The organism is Bacillus pinisoli (assembly GCF_023036475.1).
Classification (GTDB): domain Bacteria; phylum Bacillota; class Bacilli; order Bacillales; family SA4; genus Bacillus_BS; species Bacillus_BS pinisoli.
The window spans coordinates 225,752-242,785 of the sequence record NZ_JAJQKI010000006.1; the positions used below are offsets into that span (position 1 = coordinate 225,752).

The 17,034-nt window shown below is 37.3% G+C and carries 15 protein-coding genes, 1 rRNA gene and 2 pseudogenes; 10 read left to right on the forward strand and 8 right to left on the reverse strand.

Features of this window, described 5'->3' with window-relative positions:
• Positions 1-14: 14 nt before the first annotated feature.
• The 3 genes from LT143_RS11280 to LT143_RS11290 form a co-directional block, all read right to left on the reverse strand.
• Positions 15-1,097: an FUSC family protein gene (locus tag LT143_RS11280; protein WP_246943083.1), complete on the reverse strand. Its 1,083-nt coding sequence runs from the start codon at positions 1,095-1,097 to the stop codon at positions 15-17.
• 162 nt (positions 1,098-1,259) lie between these two features.
• Positions 1,260-1,751 carry a hypothetical protein gene (locus LT143_RS11285; protein ID WP_246943084.1) on the reverse strand — a complete coding sequence of 164 codons (492 nt, stop codon included), beginning with the start codon at positions 1,749-1,751 and terminating at the stop codon, positions 1,260-1,262.
• Positions 1,726-2,220, reverse strand: a complete 495-nt coding sequence (locus LT143_RS11290; RefSeq protein WP_246943085.1) for a hypothetical protein — start codon at positions 2,218-2,220, stop codon at positions 1,726-1,728. The genes LT143_RS11285 and LT143_RS11290 overlap by 26 nt, the downstream gene beginning before the upstream one ends.
• 95 nt (positions 2,221-2,315) lie before the next feature.
• On the opposite strand from LT143_RS11290, the gene LT143_RS11295 reads away from it, so the two are divergent.
• A complete protein-coding gene (locus LT143_RS11295; protein WP_246943086.1) occupies positions 2,316-2,825 on the forward strand; it encodes a kinase in 510 nt (169 codons plus the stop codon).
• 47 nt (positions 2,826-2,872) lie between these two features.
• Here the strand turns inward: LT143_RS11295 and LT143_RS11300 are convergent, their stop codons facing one another.
• Entirely contained in the window at positions 2,873-7,342 is a 4,470-nt protein-coding gene (locus LT143_RS11300) for a glutamate synthase-related protein (protein WP_246943087.1), read from the reverse strand.
• A gap of 503 nt (positions 7,343-7,845) precedes the next feature.
• A complete protein-coding gene (locus tag LT143_RS11305) occupies positions 7,846-9,132 on the reverse strand; it encodes a glutamate-1-semialdehyde 2,1-aminomutase (protein ID WP_246943088.1) in 1,287 nt (428 codons plus the stop codon).
• Positions 9,133-9,498: 366 nt separating this feature from the next.
• Here LT143_RS11305 and LT143_RS11310 point away from each other — a divergent pair.
• From LT143_RS11310 to LT143_RS11320, 4 genes and pseudogenes are all read left to right on the forward strand, one after another.
• Positions 9,499-10,246 (forward strand): annotated as a pseudogene (locus LT143_RS11310) (ABC transporter ATP-binding protein); the annotation flags it as partial.
• 137 nt (positions 10,247-10,383) lie between these two features.
• Positions 10,384-10,512: pseudogene (locus tag LT143_RS20745) on the forward strand (daunorubicin ABC transporter ATP-binding protein); the annotation flags it as partial.
• Positions 10,505-11,296 (forward strand): ABC transporter permease, encoded by a 792-nt coding sequence (locus LT143_RS11315; protein ID WP_246943090.1) that lies wholly within the window; start codon positions 10,505-10,507, stop codon positions 11,294-11,296. The pseudogene LT143_RS20745 and the gene LT143_RS11315, both read left to right, overlap by 8 nt.
• 1 nt (position 11,297) lies before the next feature.
• Positions 11,298-12,083 carry an ABC transporter permease gene (locus LT143_RS11320; RefSeq protein WP_246943091.1) on the forward strand — a complete coding sequence of 262 codons (786 nt, stop codon included), beginning with the start codon at positions 11,298-11,300 and terminating at the stop codon, positions 12,081-12,083.
• A 188-nt stretch (positions 12,084-12,271) separates the two neighbouring features.
• Here LT143_RS11320 and LT143_RS20585 read toward each other — a convergent pair whose 3' ends face one another.
• Together LT143_RS20585 and LT143_RS20590 are read right to left on the reverse strand one after the other, a co-directional pair.
• Positions 12,272-12,898, reverse strand: coding sequence for a DUF3231 family protein (locus LT143_RS20585; RefSeq protein ID WP_336296601.1), 627 nt, complete (start codon positions 12,896-12,898; stop codon positions 12,272-12,274).
• A gap of 99 nt (positions 12,899-12,997) precedes the next feature.
• The gene (locus LT143_RS20590) at positions 12,998-13,273 is read right to left on the reverse strand and encodes a DUF3231 family protein (RefSeq protein WP_336296602.1); all 276 of its coding nucleotides are present in this window, start codon (positions 13,271-13,273) and stop codon (positions 12,998-13,000) included.
• Positions 13,274-13,431: 158 nt separating this feature from the next.
• On the opposite strand from LT143_RS20590, the gene LT143_RS11330 reads away from it, so the two are divergent.
• The 3 genes from LT143_RS11330 (at position 13,432) to perR (ending at position 15,250) form a co-directional block, all read left to right on the forward strand.
• Positions 13,432-13,833 (forward strand): potassium channel family protein, encoded by a 402-nt coding sequence (locus LT143_RS11330; protein WP_246943108.1) that lies wholly within the window; start codon positions 13,432-13,434, stop codon positions 13,831-13,833.
• 311 nt (positions 13,834-14,144) lie between these two features.
• Positions 14,145-14,690 carry a cob(I)yrinic acid a,c-diamide adenosyltransferase gene (locus LT143_RS11335; protein WP_246943092.1) on the forward strand — a complete coding sequence of 182 codons (546 nt, stop codon included), beginning with the start codon at positions 14,145-14,147 and terminating at the stop codon, positions 14,688-14,690.
• A gap of 119 nt (positions 14,691-14,809) precedes the next feature.
• Positions 14,810-15,250 (forward strand): peroxide-responsive transcriptional repressor PerR, encoded by a 441-nt coding sequence (gene perR, locus LT143_RS11340; RefSeq protein ID WP_246943093.1) that lies wholly within the window; start codon positions 14,810-14,812, stop codon positions 15,248-15,250.
• A 30-nt stretch (positions 15,251-15,280) separates the two neighbouring features.
• On the opposite strand, the gene LT143_RS11345 is transcribed toward perR, so the two are convergent.
• Positions 15,281-15,640, reverse strand: a complete 360-nt coding sequence (locus LT143_RS11345) for a YgzB family protein (RefSeq protein ID WP_246943095.1) — start codon at positions 15,638-15,640, stop codon at positions 15,281-15,283.
• A 130-nt stretch (positions 15,641-15,770) separates the two neighbouring features.
• Here LT143_RS11345 and LT143_RS11350 point away from each other — a divergent pair, with 130 nt between their 5' ends.
• Together LT143_RS11350 and LT143_RS11355 are read left to right on the forward strand one after the other, a co-directional pair.
• Positions 15,771-16,637, forward strand: a complete 867-nt coding sequence (locus LT143_RS11350) for a nucleotidyltransferase-like protein (RefSeq protein ID WP_246943096.1) — start codon at positions 15,771-15,773, stop codon at positions 16,635-16,637.
• Positions 16,638-16,958: 321 nt separating this feature from the next.
• Positions 16,959-17,034: ribosomal RNA gene (locus tag LT143_RS11355) — 16S ribosomal RNA — on the forward strand; the annotation flags it as partial.

The following is a 17,034-nucleotide window of genomic DNA, read 5'->3' on the forward strand; positions in this document are numbered from 1 at the left end:
CGGGCTCTTTACAATTAATCTTTCCCCTCTACTTCTACCTCGTTATCGTCTGTATGGTAGGTCTGGAAGCTATCAAGTAACTTTTCTAAATGTCCCAAGTGACTCCGGTATTCAAGAACCATTGATACTAGTGGGAAAAGCTGAGTAGCTTCTTGAAGTTGTTGCTCATTTTCTGATTTGTATTGTTCAATATATTCACGTAATAACTCAGAATCCTGATAAGAAACTTTCTCGTCCATCACTGGTACATGCGATTTAATCTTACCGACAAATTGAAGTAGCAGTTGTTCATGAGAAGAAGATAGGGTATCTAATTCTGTCTTAATTAAATCTTGAAAGCTTTGTGGCATACAATGTACTTCATTTTCAAGTCTATGTAGTCTTTTTAACGTGTCATACGCTTGAGTCGTGGTTACTAACATTTGGCGAAATAAGACGAGCTTTCGCGTTTTCGCGTATTGTTTACCTTTTCTTTCAAATCGATTTCGTTCTTCTTTATAAAAAGAGAAGAGTTGATCAAGCTTTACTAATCGATCCTTCATTTTCTCAATTTCTTCCTTAAGTTCAATATGGCCAGATGCATTTCTTGTGTTAATCCGAATCCATTTAATAATGTCTTCTGTTGTATCCACGATCTGATAATACAACTTAGCTTCATATTTGGGTGGAAAGAAAGCAAGATTAACTAAAAAGGCAGATACAACGCCAAGTAGGACAGTCCCGAATCGGATTAAACCGAATTCAATAAATTGCTCGCCTGGTGTTTCCATGATAGCAATAACCGTAACTACCGCTAAAGGAATCGTGCTCTCAATCTTGAGCTTGATCGTAATCCCAATTACAATCATCACTGTAAACCCTATAATAATTGAGTTGTTTGTAAATAGCAGTGTAAACAAAATGGCGAAAAAAGCACCAATGATATTCGCTTGGAACTGGTCAATAATGGATTGAAAAGACCGATAAATAGACGGTTGAATCGCAAAGGCAGCAGCAATTCCAGCAAACGAAGGGGAAGGTAAATCAAGTAAATGGGCGATATAAAGGGAAAGTGCAACGGCAATACCCGTTTTTAAAATACGTGCACCAATTTTCATAATGTATATGGACCTCCTTCAAACCCTTATCACATTTTTCACTTTAAAGAGAACTCATAAACATTATTTTGATGGAAGTGGAGGAGAAGTGCAAGGTTAAGATGTTAATACCGGAGATTTTAGATCTAAACGAGTAAAAAGCATCCTAGAAGAATGCTTGATTTAGGTTATGTTAATCTTACGTTTTATGAATTCATAATAGAGAGCAGTTGTCGTCTGAATAACTAAAAATACAATTACAGAAAAGTATATTTGATATCCATTTTGATAATGAGTAACTCCCATGATGGAAGAAACCTTCTCCATCAACAACCCAACAGTTGTCCAACCTAATATATAAGGTATAAACGATTTTTTATGGATTCGTAAAACTTCATAAAAATAGATAAAAAAGTAACTAAAGGTAGCAAATAAAAAGTATGTCAATAAATCTGTCAGCTCGTAGTTATTGGAATCGTTGACTTTATAAAAATCAAACAATCCTCCTCCAATGGTGAAATCAAAAAGGGTGGAGCTCGCAAACCCCCAAACTAAGAAAAATATAGTAATTTGTGGGGATAACTTTTTAGGAAAACCAATTAACGCTACATAGGCAACTAATAGCATGACAATGATATATACTTCATTCTTATCGTAGGTTTCCCATAGCATCATTTTTCTTCACCACATCTTTACTGATTTTATTAAGTATTCGAATACTTGCTAAAGCAATTAAGCCTAAACAAACAAAGTAAATCGACTCATATAATAAGTTCCAATTCTTAAAATCGGTAACACCTAGACTCGTTGATAACAAACTTAACCCATTTAATACAGAGACAAGAGAAATGAAGACCAGTACTTTATGGGAAGGTTTATTCATTTTTATAGTAAGATCAATAGCTAACAACACCAATAGAGGTATAATGATGCTACGATTCAGTAGAAATCCCGTATAAGCTAATTTTTGTTTGCTGACGGTAATTAAATGTAATTCATTTATGACAATCCAAGAAAAGTTAATACTTACAATAAGAACAACTAAGAAAATAAATGTACTCTCGATTACGTTTAATTTCTTATTTACTACACTATATAAAGCGATAACAAGCCAGGATATAAAGAAAAATACGACAAATTGCATGAGATCCTCCGTAGTCATTTTTATTAGTATGACTTTATTGTAAGGAAGAAATGCAAAATTATAGCTAGTAATGTTCGTAACGAGGAGGGGAAAGGATGGAATCTAAATTAATTATCATACGTGGAAATTCAGCCAGTGGGAAAACGACGATTTCAAAGAGTTTACAAGAGCAGTTAGGAAGGGGCACTCTCTTGGTACCCCAGGATACTGTTCGTCGAGATATGTTAAAGGTTCATGACAGAATGGGGAACCTTTCCATTGATTTAATTAGACAGATTGCAGAGTACGGTAAAGGAAAATGTGAATTTGTCATCGTGGAGGGAATTTTAGTGAAAGATCTGTACGGTAAAATGCTGAATGACCTAATCCAATACTATAATGAAAGAGCATACATTTATTATTTTGATTTATCCTTTGAAGAGACTGTAAAACGCCATAACACCCGTCTCAAAAAGATGAAGTTTGGAGAAGATTCTTTACGAGCTTGGTGGAAGCCACGCGATTATCTTGGGGCGGATGGAGAAACATCCTTGACGAATGACATGTCACATGACGATATAATAAAGCTGATACTTGACCAATTGCAAGGTAAGAGTGTCGGTTGATAGATTAATAAGAAAACCCTCTGCTTGTAGGCAGAGGGTTCGTTTAATTATTCTGTTGAAACAGCTGGATCTGCTTGCTCTTTCATTGGTAACACTTGGAGGAAGTTTTCCTCTGGGCTTTCTAATAGTGGCTTGAGGTATTCAACTTCTTCCCATTGCTCATGTTCTGTTAAAACTTGAATATAAGAGCTTAGAAGTTCTGTTACATCTTCAATGCCTTTCTTAGATAAAGCAGTGATGGATACCTTCGCACCTTTTGCGATTCTTCTAGAGAGTGTTTCCTTTGTTAAATTCATAGAAGCATCATGTCGAAGGTAGACTGTACCACCCGTCATACCTGCACAGATCCATGGACCTGGATCGCCAATGACAAGACCGCGCCCATTTGTCATATATTCAAAAGCAAAGCCTTTAATGTTTGCATGAACACCTACATTTCCAAACTCTTGTTCAGGAATTGGCTTTGTTACGTGTCCGCCGATAATCATATCTGCACCAGATAATCGAATTCCAGCACGTGCATCCGCATTACCTTGAACGAATAATTGTCCTTTTTGAGCGCCATAGCCAAAGCCTTTTCCGACAGAACCGTTATATAACTTTCCGTCTTTTCCTTTAGACTTTAAGATATGAATATTTCCTCCAAACGAAGTTTTACCCGTTCCGTCTTGCGAACCACCTTCAACTCGAATGGTAATTCCTTCACTGTTATAAGCTCCTAAACCATTTCCTGGTATAGACCCGTTTTTGTATTTTAGTGAAATAGCAGGGAGTTTCTTGTAAGATCCGTCAAGTCTTCCACGAACACGGTGACAGGATACACGGCTTCCGAGTACACGTTGCTCGGATGTAACAGCCGAGAATTCACGAGACTTCGTTAATTCACTTACATTTTGATCTAAATATTCAGCTCCTACTGCAACAGCAAGAGTTGATTCTTCAATGCTTGCTGCAACTTCCTTCTGTGTAAATTGACCAACTTCAATTGTTTCTAGCAGAGTTGATAAATTCATTTGATCAACGCCTCTAGTCTGCTCTAGTAAATCTGAACGTCCTACAATGTCTTGAACATTTGTGAATCCTAAGTCAGCCGTTAGCTGCTTTAGTTCATTGCCGAATGCTGTGAACAGATTCATTAAACCATTTACAGCATTGTCAAATTCACGAGGAACGAAACGGCGTAAACCATGCTCTTTTGCTTGAGCTTCAGACTCAATTTGAGTAGCAATTCCTACGTGGCAGGTATCTAAATGACAGCCACGACATGTCGTACAACCGATTGCAATCATGGAAAGTGTTCCAAATCCGATACGGTTTGCTCCAAGTAGCATTACCTTTAGAACATCAGATACACTACGAATACCACCGTCAGCCCAAATCTCAACATGATTACGAATGCCGGCTTCTAATAGTGCATTATGAGCAGCTTTTACACCAATCTCAACAGGTAGACCTACATATTGAAGGGCATGAATTCTTGCTGCCCCGGTACCACCGTCAAAACCACTAATGGTGATAATATCAGCACCAGCTTTGGCTATACCAACCGCGATGGTTCCGATATTTGGTACGACTGGTACTTTAACAGCAACTTTAGCTTGGTCGTTGGCTGTCTTTAACTCAGCAATCATTTGAGCGAGATCTTCAATAGAATAGATATCATGGTTATTAGAAGGTGAGATTAAGTCAGACCCAAGTGTAGCATTACGAGCATCCGCAACCTTTTGAGTTACTTTTGATCCAGGTAAGTGACCGCCTTCCCCAGGCTTTGCGCCTTGCCCAATCTTAATTTCTAATAGGTTAGATGAGTTAAGTAGCTCAGCGTTAACACCAAAACGTCCGGACGCAATTTGCTGCCCACGAGTTTTTGGATACTTACCAAGCATATCCTTAATTTCTCCACCTTCTCCATTTAAACTAACCATATTCAATTTATCCGCAGCTTCCGCATAAGCACGGAACGCAATCTCGTTTTGAGAACCAAATGACATGGAACTAATGACGAACGGTAAATCATGCTCTCCAACCGAAATATTTACCTTTTCAGGGTTAGCAGGCTTTGTAGATTGCTTAAAGCTTGTTAAATGTCTAATGCTTATTGGATTACCTTCTTCTTGTTCAGTAAGCTTTTTACGATAATCATCATATGAACCAGTCTGAGCGACATCACCAATTGCTTTCCAAATTCTCGGGAAGATGTGGAACGACTTACCAGCTCTTGCTGCTTCATTGTTGAAGTCTTCAACACGCTTTAATGCATCTTCTTTTAGCGCAGCAAAATTAAAGCTTAAAGTATTAGAACCAAAGAAGTTTACAATTCGCAGAGCATCCGCAAGCTCATCATTTAATCCCATTGAAGAGAATAATCGGCTATATCCTCTAAGTTCGTGAATACCAAGAGTGGATATAACTTTCTCCAAGCCTTTATTTAAAGATTCAAATAGATTTTTAACCGGTGTTAAATCCTCATCACTAACAGTCGCAAATAATAAATACGGACTTATTGCATCAGCACCTAATCCTAATGCTAAAATTGCATCGTGTAATGAACGGATTGCACCTGAACGTAATAATAGAGAACAGTCTCTTCTTAGTCCTTCTTCAATTAAGGCATGATCGATTGAAGATACCACTAGATGTGGATCAAGCCATAATTGACCGTTTTGATGAGATCTACCATCATTTAAGATGAGTAGGGAGCTTCCGTTCTTTACAGCTTCAATCGCTTCTTTAGATAAACGACTTAAGGCGTCTTTAACGGACTCTTCCTCAGTAAAGGTAATATCTAAATAATAGGATAGTTCCTGTTTATGGAATTCCTGAACAATTTGGTCATATGACGGCTGGCTTAATTCTCCACTGATTTTGAAGCCTTGTAAGCCTTCTAGTAAAATAGGAGACTGTAATTCTAAGAATAGCTGCTTGCCATGCTTCTCAAAAAGAGAAGGGCGCTTTCCAAGCATCATTCTAGTGGAGAAGTGTTCGGTTTCACGATCTCTATCGATCGCAGGATTCGTTACAACCGCCACGCTTTCCTTGATAAAGTCTGCTAAGTTTCTCCGTCCTGTATCAATAGCTGCTAATGGTGCATCATGACCAAGTGAACGGATTGGTTCTGCTCCTTTTTCAGCCATTTGTTCAATTAACTGAATATGCTCACGATCCCAACCGAATGCTGAATACTGGTTGTTTTGTACTTTTGAGATGGTCTTAACGGTAACGGTCTTTTCAAGTGTAGGAGGTTGTAAGTTAAATCTATAACCCTCAAAATCTACACGGTTTTTAATACGTTCATGGACTTCTTCTTGGAAATCACCATAATGGAATACTTTCATTTCTCCATTAATATATTTTAGCCCAACTTTTTCACCAGGCGATAAAGGCTTAGGGTCGTTTGTGTATTCTGATGAGGAAACAATACCTTGCTCAGAACAGAATATATATGACGTCTCTGTTTCAAGCTGCCATAATGGACGTAATCCTAAAGAGTCTAAGCTAAAGGCAGCCTCATCTTGGTATCTTGATATAATTCCTGCAGGACCTTGTGCAAAATGTCCCCATGCTTCACGAAGGTATACATACAAATCCTGTAAATGCGCAGGATATGCTTTAATTTCGTTTATAATAGGCGGGAATAAAATATCCAACGCTTCAAATAAGGTATATCCATGCTGGGCTAGTAGAGTTTCAACTGTTCTGTTTAAGTCTTGTGAATCGCTTCCACCATTCGTAATCGGTACGCCAAGCATAACAGCTTCATCACGAAGTTTGGCAATTGTATTAATTTCCCCGTTATGTCCAAGTACACTGAATGGCTGAACACGGAAGAAGTTTGATAATGTATTAGTAGAATAACGGTTATGTCCTAGTGTCATAGCTGATTTAGCTAGCGGACTGGCAAGATCTTTATAATACTTAGGGAGGATATCACCAGCACCCATTACTTTGTACACACTGTGATAGTTACTTAATGAAGCGACATGGATATGATCATCTTTTTCAATGTTTATGGTTAGTTCGAATAGTAGTTTAGATAAGTTTTTAGGTTGTTCTTCTGGTAATAAGGCTACTTGCCAAAATAGAGGCTCTTGTTGAGTTGCAATAGGTCCAAGTGCAGTAGAGTTTGTCACTTCGTCCGTTTCAAAAACGATGTTGAGCTTCGCATCTGCGAATAACTTTTTAATTGTTGATTTTACTTCATCGTGGTTCGCATCTTTTGACACAAAAAAATGACCAACTGTAAAATGTTCGTCACGTGCTACTGCAGAATCTATTCCCTTGTCAGCTAGCTTTTTTTCCCAAAGCTCTCTAGGAATATCAATGTGTATACCAACACCATCGCCTTCGCCGTTCGTAAAGCCGGCACGATGATTCATGGTTACAAGTGCAGAAATACATAACTCAATATTTTCTTTAGTTGGAATTTGTTTTTTCTCCATAATAGAGACGATTCCACATGCATCATGTTCATGTTCATGATAATTCTTAAAGGAGTTAGGATTCCATTGTGTTGTCATAGTCTTGGCCAGTTAAGGCCGTCACCTCCTTGGTTGATTGTACAGCAAATCTATAAATAAGGCTCTTTTCTAAAACTTTATTGCTTTCTAACCTATCTTTTCTGAAAAAAAACTCACTTTTAACGAAAAATGCCATACTTATCGTTTAGAAAAGAGCAACTGTCTGGATGAAAAGCAGATAACATTAAACTAGTAAGTAAAAATCCGGCTTTTGGGATTTTTACGAAAGCAACAATCTATACGAAAAGAGCCATAGATAAAGAGATTTACAGGCAAAGTTTGCAAAAGCTTGTAGATTAGAAATTTTCAGAATTGTATTTACTATATTATCAAACATATTACAAAAATTCAATTATTATTCATCATTATGGATGGAGATATTAAACATAATTTTCTGTTAATTAAATAAACCTATATATGTAAACGTTTTCAAAAGTACTCAAAAAAGACCAGCTTTTAAATTAAGCTGGTCACTCTGTATGATAGTGAATATTTATACAATGTTATAATTGTGCGAAAGCTCTTCCAACTGCTTCTATCGTATGCTTCACGTCATCTTCTGTATGAGCGATAGTAAGGAACCAGGCTTCATACTTAGAAGGAGCGAGATTAATTCCTTCGTTTAACATTAGCTTAAAAAATTTGGCGAATATCTCACCATTTGTATTCTCAGCCTGCTTGTAATTTCTTACTTTTTCTTCAGTAAAGTAAATCGTAAGTGCGCCTTTTAAACGATTAATCGTAATAGGCACATGATGAGCTTTAGCTTGTTGTAAGATACCTTCTTCCAGCAGAGCTCCTAGTCGATCAAGCTGTTCATACACACCTTCTTGTTGAAGTACCTCTAAACATGCAATTCCAGATAAAATAGATGCAGGATTCCCGGCCATTGTACCTGCTTGATATGCTGGTCCAAGAGGTGCGACTTGTTCCATGATCTCCTTCTTCCCACCATATGCTCCTATTGGTAGACCACCACCGATTATTTTCCCAAGAGCCGTTAAATCAGGTTGTACTCCGAGCATATCTTGAGCACCACCGTACATAAAGCGAAACGCTGTAATGACTTCATCATAGATAACAAGAGCACCAGCTTCATGAGCAAGATCATTTATTTTCTGTAGGAAACCATCTTCAGGTTCAACAATACCAAAGTTTCCTACGATTGGTTCTACTAGAACAGCGGCGATCTGATCTCCCCATTTATCTAATGCTTCCTTAAAAGGTTCGATATCATTAAAAGGAACGGTAATGACTTCTTGCGCGATACTCTTAGGCACCCCAGCAGAGTCAGGTGTACCTAGTGTAGATGGTCCAGACCCAGCGGCGACTAATACTAAATCTGAATGGCCATGATAGCATCCTTCAAACTTGATGATTTTATCACGACCAGTATAAGCTCTAGCAACACGAATTGTCGTCATAACTGCTTCTGTACCTGAGTTTACAAACCTCACTTTATCAAGGTTTGGCATGGCCTCTTTTAACATTTTTGCAAATTTTATTTCATGCTCTGTTGGTGTTCCGTATAGAACTCCACTTTCTGCAGCTCGTGTTATAGCCTCTGTTATGTGAGGATGAGCATGTCCGGTAATAATCGGTCCGTATGCAGCTAAGTAATCAATGTATTGGTTACCATCAACATCCCAAAAGTAAGCACCTTTTCCTCTCGCCATCACAACTGGTGAACCACCACCCACGGCTTTATAAGACCGAGATGGACTATTCACACCGCCTACTATATGTTCAAGTGCTTCTTTATGTAATGCTTCAGATTTTTTAAATTCCATTTTGTTGCCTCCCAAATGTAGATCCAAATTCCTTCTACATCTTATCATGTTCATTGACTTTTATAAAATAGGCTATGTTAAAGTAAAGTGTTGATTTTTAGCAGAGTTGATTGAAGTGGAAGGACGCGAGACTCCTGTGGAAGAGCGGGTCGGGGGAGACCCCGCAGGCACGGTTTTTGCCGAGGAGGCTCCCGGATTCGCCCACGGAAAGCGAGTGTTCTGGAACGAAATCAACAACAAAGTTTAACAGAGCCATAAAATAAAGGAAAATATGTATGCTATAGTTAATGGTTTCTGTTTGTCATACTTTCTAAAATCTCTTAAACTTATACGATGTACTTTAGTTTTACAAATATGGAGGCTAACATGAGTATAGTAATCGATGTAAAAGACCTAAGAAAAGAGTTTAAATCCTATTCAAGTCGTTCTGGTCTTAAAGGAGCGTTTCGAGATTTATTTACACGAAATTATAAGGTACTAGAAGCGGTAAAAGATATCTCCTTTCAAGTAAATGAAGGAGAGATGGTTGGATATATCGGTGAAAATGGTGCAGGTAAGTCAACTTCCATTAAAATGCTGACCGGGATTTTAACACCAACTAGTGGTCAAATAACAGTGAATGGCATGAATCCACATAAAGAGCGCGAAAAATTTGTGAGATCAATTGGGGTTGTTTTTGGGCAACGTTCGCAGCTTTGGTGGGATATTGCGGTCCAAGAATCATTCAGACTGCTGAAAAAGGTTTATCATGTCTCAGATCAAGACTACAAGGAACATATGGACCATGTCATTGAAACGTTAGATATTGGTGATTTACTTGATAAACCGGTCCGAAAGCTGTCCCTTGGTCAACGTATGAGATGTGAACTAGCAGCTGCCTTAATCCATAAACCTTCTTTATTATTTTTAGACGAACCAACCATTGGATTAGATGTTCTTGTCAAAATGAAAATTAGACGCTTTTTGAAAGAAATGAACGAAAAGTATAAAACAACCATCTTGTTAACTACTCATGATTTAACGGATATTGAAGCGTTATGTGAGCGAGTGATCATGCTTGATGAAGGAAGTATCATTTATGATGGATCGTTAAAACAATTGAGGTCAAATTGGGTAGAAGGGAAACAAATTCAATTTGAATTTACAAGAAACATCGTGGAAGAAGAGTTAGAAAACATGAGTCAGCAGTATGCTGTTCAGTGGACAAAAGGGGAAAGGGAAAGTGTATGGATTGCATCTGCTCCTGATGATGACAAGATTATTTCAGATCTCATCTCTAGAATCGTCTCGCACTATCAGATTCGTGACCTTCATATAAAGGAAGCCTCAACAGAAGAGATTATTCGAAACATCTATGAAGAGGGAATCCATCATGGCTAAGTATATTGAGATGATTCGCATTCGCTTTCTCATGATGTTAGCTTATCGAACCAATTATTATAGTGGCATTTTAATATACAGCATCAATATTGGCGCTTATTATTTCTTGTGGAGCGCAATCTACGGAGAAAAAGAATCCATTCAAGGGTTAAGTGTCATCCAGATGACGACCTATATCGCGGTGGCTTGGATGGCGAGAGCCTTTTATTTCAATAATATTGATCGTGAAATCGCCACAGAGATTAAAGACGGCAAGGTGGCCATTGAATTCATCCGACCGTATCACTATTTACGAATGAAAATGATGCAAGCATTAGGAGAGGGGATTTTTAGACTTTTCTTCTTTTCTGTACCTGGAATGGTAATTGTGTATTTATTCTTCCCATTAGATCTTTCTACGAATGTAGTGATCTGGATAAGCTTTTTTGTCTCAATTATGTTTAGTTTTATTATTAATACTCAGATTAATTTATTGGCAGGTATTACCACTTTCTTCCTATATAATAATGACGGGTTAATTCGTGCCAAACGAGTGGTGATTGACTTGTTTTCAGGCTTGCTTTTACCAATCAGTTTCTATCCAATTTGGGCACAAGAAGTGATGGGATATTTGCCCTTTCAGGCAATCAGTTATATTCCAAGTATGATCTTCACAGAAGGCTTTAAGGGAATGGACATCGTGAACGCACTGATCCTTCAAGGGATTTGGTCTATCATATTAATTATTCCCATACAACTATTGTGGATGCTAGCCAAAAAACAGCTCATCATACAGGGGGGCTAAAATGTTTTATTTATCAATGTTTTTTCAGTACATTGCTCAATACATGAAGACAAGACTACAATATCGCTCTGATATGGTCGTGGAAATCATGTCTGATTTATTGTTTCAGGGTGTAAACTTAGTGTTTATTTTAGTTGTATTCGGACACACTCAATTCCTGAATGGTTGGACGAGAGATGAAATTATCTATATCTATGGATTTTTCCTCGTTCCTTTTGCTATTTTTGGAGCATTCTTTAACATATGGGATTTTAATGAACGTTATATTGTAAAAGGTGAAATGGACCGAATTTTAACAAGGCCCATCCACAGTTTGTTTCAAATCATCCTTGAGAGAATGGAACTTGAGTCCTTATTTGGGGTAATTACGGGTCTAATTGTTATGGGGTATGCCAGTGCCCAGTTACAATTAAGCTATTACTGGTATGATGCTCTTATCTTTATCGTGATGGTGTTCGGTGGAGTATTTGTATATGCAGGTATTTTCATTATGTTAGCTAGTATCGGTTTCTGGTCAGATGCGAGAACTTCTATCATGCCGACTATGTATAATATTGGAAATTACGGAAGGTATCCAGTTGATATTTATAATAAGGTTATCAAATTTATACTGACATGGGTTCTCCCCTTTGCTTTCGTTGGAGTATATCCAGCTGCATACTTCTTAAGAAAAGAAGAATGGTATGGATATGCTTTTCTAACTCCAGTAATGGGACTCATTTTTATAACGCTTGCTGTGCTGTTATGGAATGTAGGGGTTACGAAATATAGAGGTGCTGGAAATTAAGCATAAAAAAACAAGAGCGCAACGTATATGCGTTCTTGTTTTTATGTTAGGCTGTTTTCTAATACTTTGTTGCTTTCTAACCTAATTTTTATGAAGTTAAAAATGCCGTACTGATCGTTTAAAAAGAGTAACTGTCTAGATGAAAAGTAGTTGAAGAAAGCAACAATCTTTACAACAACAACCTAATGTTAACTGTTATTGTCTTTAGATAATTCCTCTCGATCAACAGCGGTAGGGGGTTGCTCTAACCAGCCATTCTTAATAAGGAGGTTTGCCCCGTCCTCTGCATATTTACCCATTTCGGCAATTAGTCGTGTGTACTGTAGAGCTAAATCACGACGTTGTGAGACAGAAACGGCTGCCCCGTAGTAACCAACTGCCACTGATAAGAGGGATACAACGTGGAAAAGCATGAGTTTATCGGAAAAAGGTGGAGTGGTAGAATCCGTTACCTCAGATTGCCATCTTTTCGGGCTTGATAGATGATCCTCACTCAATAAAGATCCCATGACTTCTAAATGTTTTTCACAAAGTTGTGCGCCTCTATACATATATTGTCTAATCTCTTCAGATTGTGCGACCTGACCAAATCCAAGTTCCAGGATCACTTTAATAACAGTTTTTTGAAAATTATAGTGAAGGCCACTAATTTCAATTGCGTTTAACGGTCTACGGTCTCCCAACCAACCTCTTAACCATCCTTCTTTGACAAAGTTCACATCACTTGGTGGATTTATATAAGGAGCTCTGCTAAAGATTCCCTTGCTAAGCATGATATGTACGACTCGATCAAATAACTTCGTTGTATCAGACATGCATTGAGTAAAGTATTTTCTTTGATCTTCTCATGCTGAAGTCCCTAAGGACAAGGCGTATCCGTCCGTGTAAAGCCATGATATGTAAGTAGACTAGTATTAATATATCTGAGAATAGAGGGGTGCATCTAGATAGACGTCATTCTTAGTAAATCCTATGGGAATAGGATAGCCGTCCTTCTTTAGGAATTCTCTTATATCTTTCAGGTGTGACCTAGAAAGGTCGTATGCAAATTCAATAACAGGTTTTATTTCTTTATCCTTACAGTTTTGGAGGCAATGGGATAGAAATGCTGCCGCCATACTATCATTCATATATTGGGTCCAAAGGCCAGCGAGTTCCGCTGAGGTTAATTTAACATTTACTTGAGACATTTTGTGGAAGTGTCCTCCTCGATTAACTTGTGAGTTAATTGATAGTTTAATTAGAATGGAGAGATTTATGTGTGTAGAGCAATGATTGTTGAAGAAAACATATCATGCTAGTTACCCAACGCTCATATGTTAGGACGAGGTGGTTTTTCTTGGTTAATATGCTCTTTTTATTTGTGGTTCTGTTTACTTTGTATAAAAGTTTTGTTCAAGTTTTTCAAAGGCATGAGCACCGAAATAACTACATCTCGTTTGAAAATGTAGCATTTCTATTTCTAGTATATACAAATGTATTAATCGGTTTTAGTTTGGTGTATACCCTTTTTGAAATGAAGGGAATACCTGTGCTAGTCGAGGGAGGTTCCATTTTAGAAGGTGGATTTATTGAAATAATGGGTTCCTCCTTATATTTTAGTGCCATTACTTTATTATCTGTTGGTTATGGAGATATCACGCCAATCGGTTTCGGGAGAGGTTTTGCCGTTGTGGAAGCATTAATTGGTTACATTATACCTGCAGCCTTTGTTGTAAGAAGTATGGTGGATTTTGAGGGGAGAACTTAGGTGTGTATGCTGGTAGGAAAGACGAAAAAACAATAAAACAATAAGGATTAAATCAATAACAAATAATAAAAAACTTTTTATAGTTAGACTCGAGTCTATACCATGTAAAGGATAAAGGAATATCTTATTTTATAGGGACCCCCCTCAATTCAGTAAGAGCGGTCGTGAGCGAGAAGTTACATTTCTCGCCTTTTTTTGTTTCTTCTGAATAGAGTAAGTAGGTATAGTTGGCGAAACTTGCAATAATTAGATAAACTTTACATATAAATAATAGTACAAACATAGTAAGTACATTGGACGGAGGGGCCAAGATGAAAATCTATACAAAATCAGGTGACAAAGGAACGACATCTCTTGTTTATGGACAAAGAGTTGCAAAACATGACAGTCGGGTAGAAGCGTATGGTACGTGTGATGAAGCGAACTCTTTAATCGGTCTTGCAGTAAGTTATATTGAGGAAGAGGCAGCTGAGGAGCTAAAGAAGATTTTAGAAGCATGTCAAAAAATCCAGACGACCATCTTCCATGTTGGGGCAGAGCTAGCAACACCTATAGGAAAAGAAGTGAAGTGGAAGTTAACAGAGGCTGATATAGAGTGGTTGGAAACACTAATTGATGAGTGGAGTGAGCAACTGCCGCCATTAACAAACTTTATCCTACCGGGTGGATCCCGAGCTGGTGCAACCTTACATCTAGCTAGAACAGTTATAAGAAGGGCAGAAAGAAGAGCCGTCTTAATTGAGGAAGTAAATCCAATGGTACTGTCTTATTTAAATCGTCTCTCAGATTTTCTTTTTGTAGCCGCAAGATATGTAAATCATCTTTTACAAAAGCAAGAACCTACCTTGCACCAATGAGAGGGTTAAAAAGGTGATTTATAACATATAATATAGACACAATTATTGACAAAAAGAGCTTTATGCATATACACTATTTATAACAATTATAAAATAATATTTTTTTTAATGAGAGGTGCATGACGGTGTCTGTACAATTAAAAGATGCGCTGGAAACGTTGAAAGATTCAGGAGTTCGAATTACTCCACAACGTCATGCGATATTAGAATATCTAATTCAAACAATGACGCATCCAACGGCCGATGATATTTTTAAAGCGCTTGAAGGAAAGTTCCCAAATATGAGTGTTGCAACTGTCTATAATAATTTAAGAGTTTTTAGAGAAGCGGGATTAGTGAAAGAATTAACTTACGGAGATTCTTCCAGTCGTTTTGACTTCGTGACAAGTGATCATTATCATGTCATATGTGAAGAGTGCGGAAAAATAGTTGATTTTCATTACCCTGGCTTGGATGAGGTCGAAGCACTTGCGTCTCACGTTACAGGATTTAAGGTTTCTCACCACAGAATGGAGACCTACGGTACGTGTCCGGACTGTGCTAAGCAACCAAAACATTAATCAACATAAAGAAAGCTGACTTTTTAAAAGTCAGCTTTCTTTTCTGTTTCTGCGGTTATATTTCTCATCAAATTCTTGGCCTTCTAGATTAGGGTCAAGTGTAAGTGGCTCGTTACAATACATACACATATCTACTCGCCCTAAAATTTTGGTTGGTTTTTCACAGTTTGGACACGTGACTAACACCGTCTTGGTAGAAAGCATGCCAATCCAGAAATAAACGATCGTACTAGCTATGATAAATAGTAGCCCTAGCATCATAAAGATACTTATTACCCAAACGTTCGATCTGAAAAATATACCGATATACATAACAATGAAACCAATAAAAATTAAGCTTAATGCAAAAGTTCTAATCTTATTGATTTTATTAGAGTATTTTTTAGCCATAAAATTCCCTCCTGGCTAATACTATATCATATTAGACAAAAGGCCTGTACTGAAAACAAGTGGATAAAAGAGGTTTTTATTCCTTTAGCGTCGAAACTACAAATATACCCTTATATTGGAGGAATTAGGTATGGAAGATTTATTACGTCCGATCTATCAAGAAAGGGCAAGCCATGCTAACACACTAGGTATTGTTTTGTTAGAAAAACAAAAACCAGATAATCCTGCAACTGATAATTTTGATGTTGTTTTATTTGTCATTGTTAATAAGAAGGAACCAGGTAGACTATTAAAGCATTATCAACTTGAGTCTGGTAAGGTGGCTGGATTAAAAATTGTTGATGCGGATCAAGTAGATAAATGGATTAATCTAGGGACGAATAGAAGAATTATTGACTGGATTATGAATGGAAAGATTCTATTTGAACGGAATGATTATTTAACGGATCTAAAACAAAAGCTTTTTGATTTCCCTCTAAAGGACCGTAAGAAAAGAATAGGCTTAGAATTTGCTAAGCTAATAAAAAGGTTTAAAGATGGTAAAGAATTGTTTGAAGCAGGACATATGCTTGATGCATATAATTACATGGTTCATGCACTTCATCATTTAGCTAGGCTTTCCGTTATTGACCATGGCTTCCATCCAGAGGTTACGGTTTGGAATCAAGTGAAAAAGATAGAACCAGAAATATATAAGCTTTATCAAGAACTACTTGAAAGTGAAGAGACACTATATAAAAAGCTAGAATTATTATTTCTGGCAAGTGAGTTCTTGGTTCATTCGAGCACAAAGGTCGGGGCGTTGCATTTACTAGAGGTAATGGATGAAAATGAAGTCTGGACAATACAGGAGCTCAGTACGCATGATGAACTCATTGACTACTCTGTTGATTTTGAGGCTTTGTTGGAGTACTTAATAGATCGAAAAGTGATTAAGGTGAGAACGGAAAAAACAAAGGGACAGGGAATTTACCACAGAATCTACTCTAGTTTTTAATGTTTTAAAAAAATCTATATAAGCTGTTGACATTATTTTTAGAATCATGGTATATTGTTCTTCGTCGCTACTGAATGACTTCACCACTTAGAAAAATAATTTTTAAAAAGTGTTGACTTATTCGTAACGAAAATGTTATATTAATAAAGTCGCTTCTGAGCGGCGAAGAAAGTTCTTTGAAAACTAAACAAAACGTCAAGCGTGTTGGTTTATGTAAATCAACAACAATTTTTAAAAAACTTATTAATGCCAGCGCATAATAAGGAAGTTTATTTTCGTTAATGCGAAATAAACTCGGTGTATTTGAGCTTATCAAACACTTTATTGGAGAGTTTGATCCTGGCTCAGGACGAACGCTGGCGGCGTGCCTAATACATGCAAGTCGAGCGGAGTTTTG

Excerpts from the sequence above, each read along its gene's own strand:
- LT143_RS11290 (WP_246943085.1), bottom strand. The coding sequence starts at position 2,220 with ATGCAATTTGTCGTATTTTTCTTTATATCCTGGCTTGTTATCGCTTTA.
- LT143_RS11330 (WP_246943108.1), top strand. The coding sequence starts at position 13,432 with ATGCTCTTTTTATTTGTGGTTCTGTTTACTTTGTATAAAAGTTTTGTT.
- LT143_RS11280 (WP_246943083.1), bottom strand. The coding sequence starts at position 1,097 with ATGAAAATTGGTGCACGTATTTTAAAAACGGGTATTGCCGTTGCACTT.
- LT143_RS11350 (WP_246943096.1), top strand. The coding sequence starts at position 15,771 with ATGGAAGATTTATTACGTCCGATCTATCAAGAAAGGGCAAGCCATGCT.
- LT143_RS11345 (WP_246943095.1), bottom strand. The coding sequence starts at position 15,640 with ATGGCTAAAAAATACTCTAATAAAATCAATAAGATTAGAACTTTTGCA.
- LT143_RS11315 (WP_246943090.1), top strand. The coding sequence starts at position 10,505 with ATGGCTAAGTATATTGAGATGATTCGCATTCGCTTTCTCATGATGTTA.
- LT143_RS11335 (WP_246943092.1), top strand. The coding sequence starts at position 14,145 with ATGAAAATCTATACAAAATCAGGTGACAAAGGAACGACATCTCTTGTT.
- LT143_RS11305 (WP_246943088.1), bottom strand. The coding sequence starts at position 9,132 with ATGGAATTTAAAAAATCTGAAGCATTACATAAAGAAGCACTTGAACAT.
- LT143_RS11300 (WP_246943087.1), bottom strand. The coding sequence starts at position 7,342 with ATGACAACACAATGGAATCCTAACTCCTTTAAGAATTATCATGAACAT.
- LT143_RS11295 (WP_246943086.1), top strand. The coding sequence starts at position 2,316 with ATGGAATCTAAATTAATTATCATACGTGGAAATTCAGCCAGTGGGAAA.
- LT143_RS20585 (WP_336296601.1), bottom strand. The coding sequence starts at position 12,898 with ATGTCTGATACAACGAAGTTATTTGATCGAGTCGTACATATCATGCTT.
- LT143_RS20590 (WP_336296602.1), bottom strand. The coding sequence starts at position 13,273 with ATGTCTCAAGTAAATGTTAAATTAACCTCAGCGGAACTCGCTGGCCTT.
- LT143_RS11320 (WP_246943091.1), top strand. The coding sequence starts at position 11,298 with ATGTTTTATTTATCAATGTTTTTTCAGTACATTGCTCAATACATGAAG.
- LT143_RS11285 (WP_246943084.1), bottom strand. The coding sequence starts at position 1,751 with ATGATGCTATGGGAAACCTACGATAAGAATGAAGTATATATCATTGTC.
- perR (WP_246943093.1), top strand. The coding sequence starts at position 14,810 with ATGACGGTGTCTGTACAATTAAAAGATGCGCTGGAAACGTTGAAAGAT.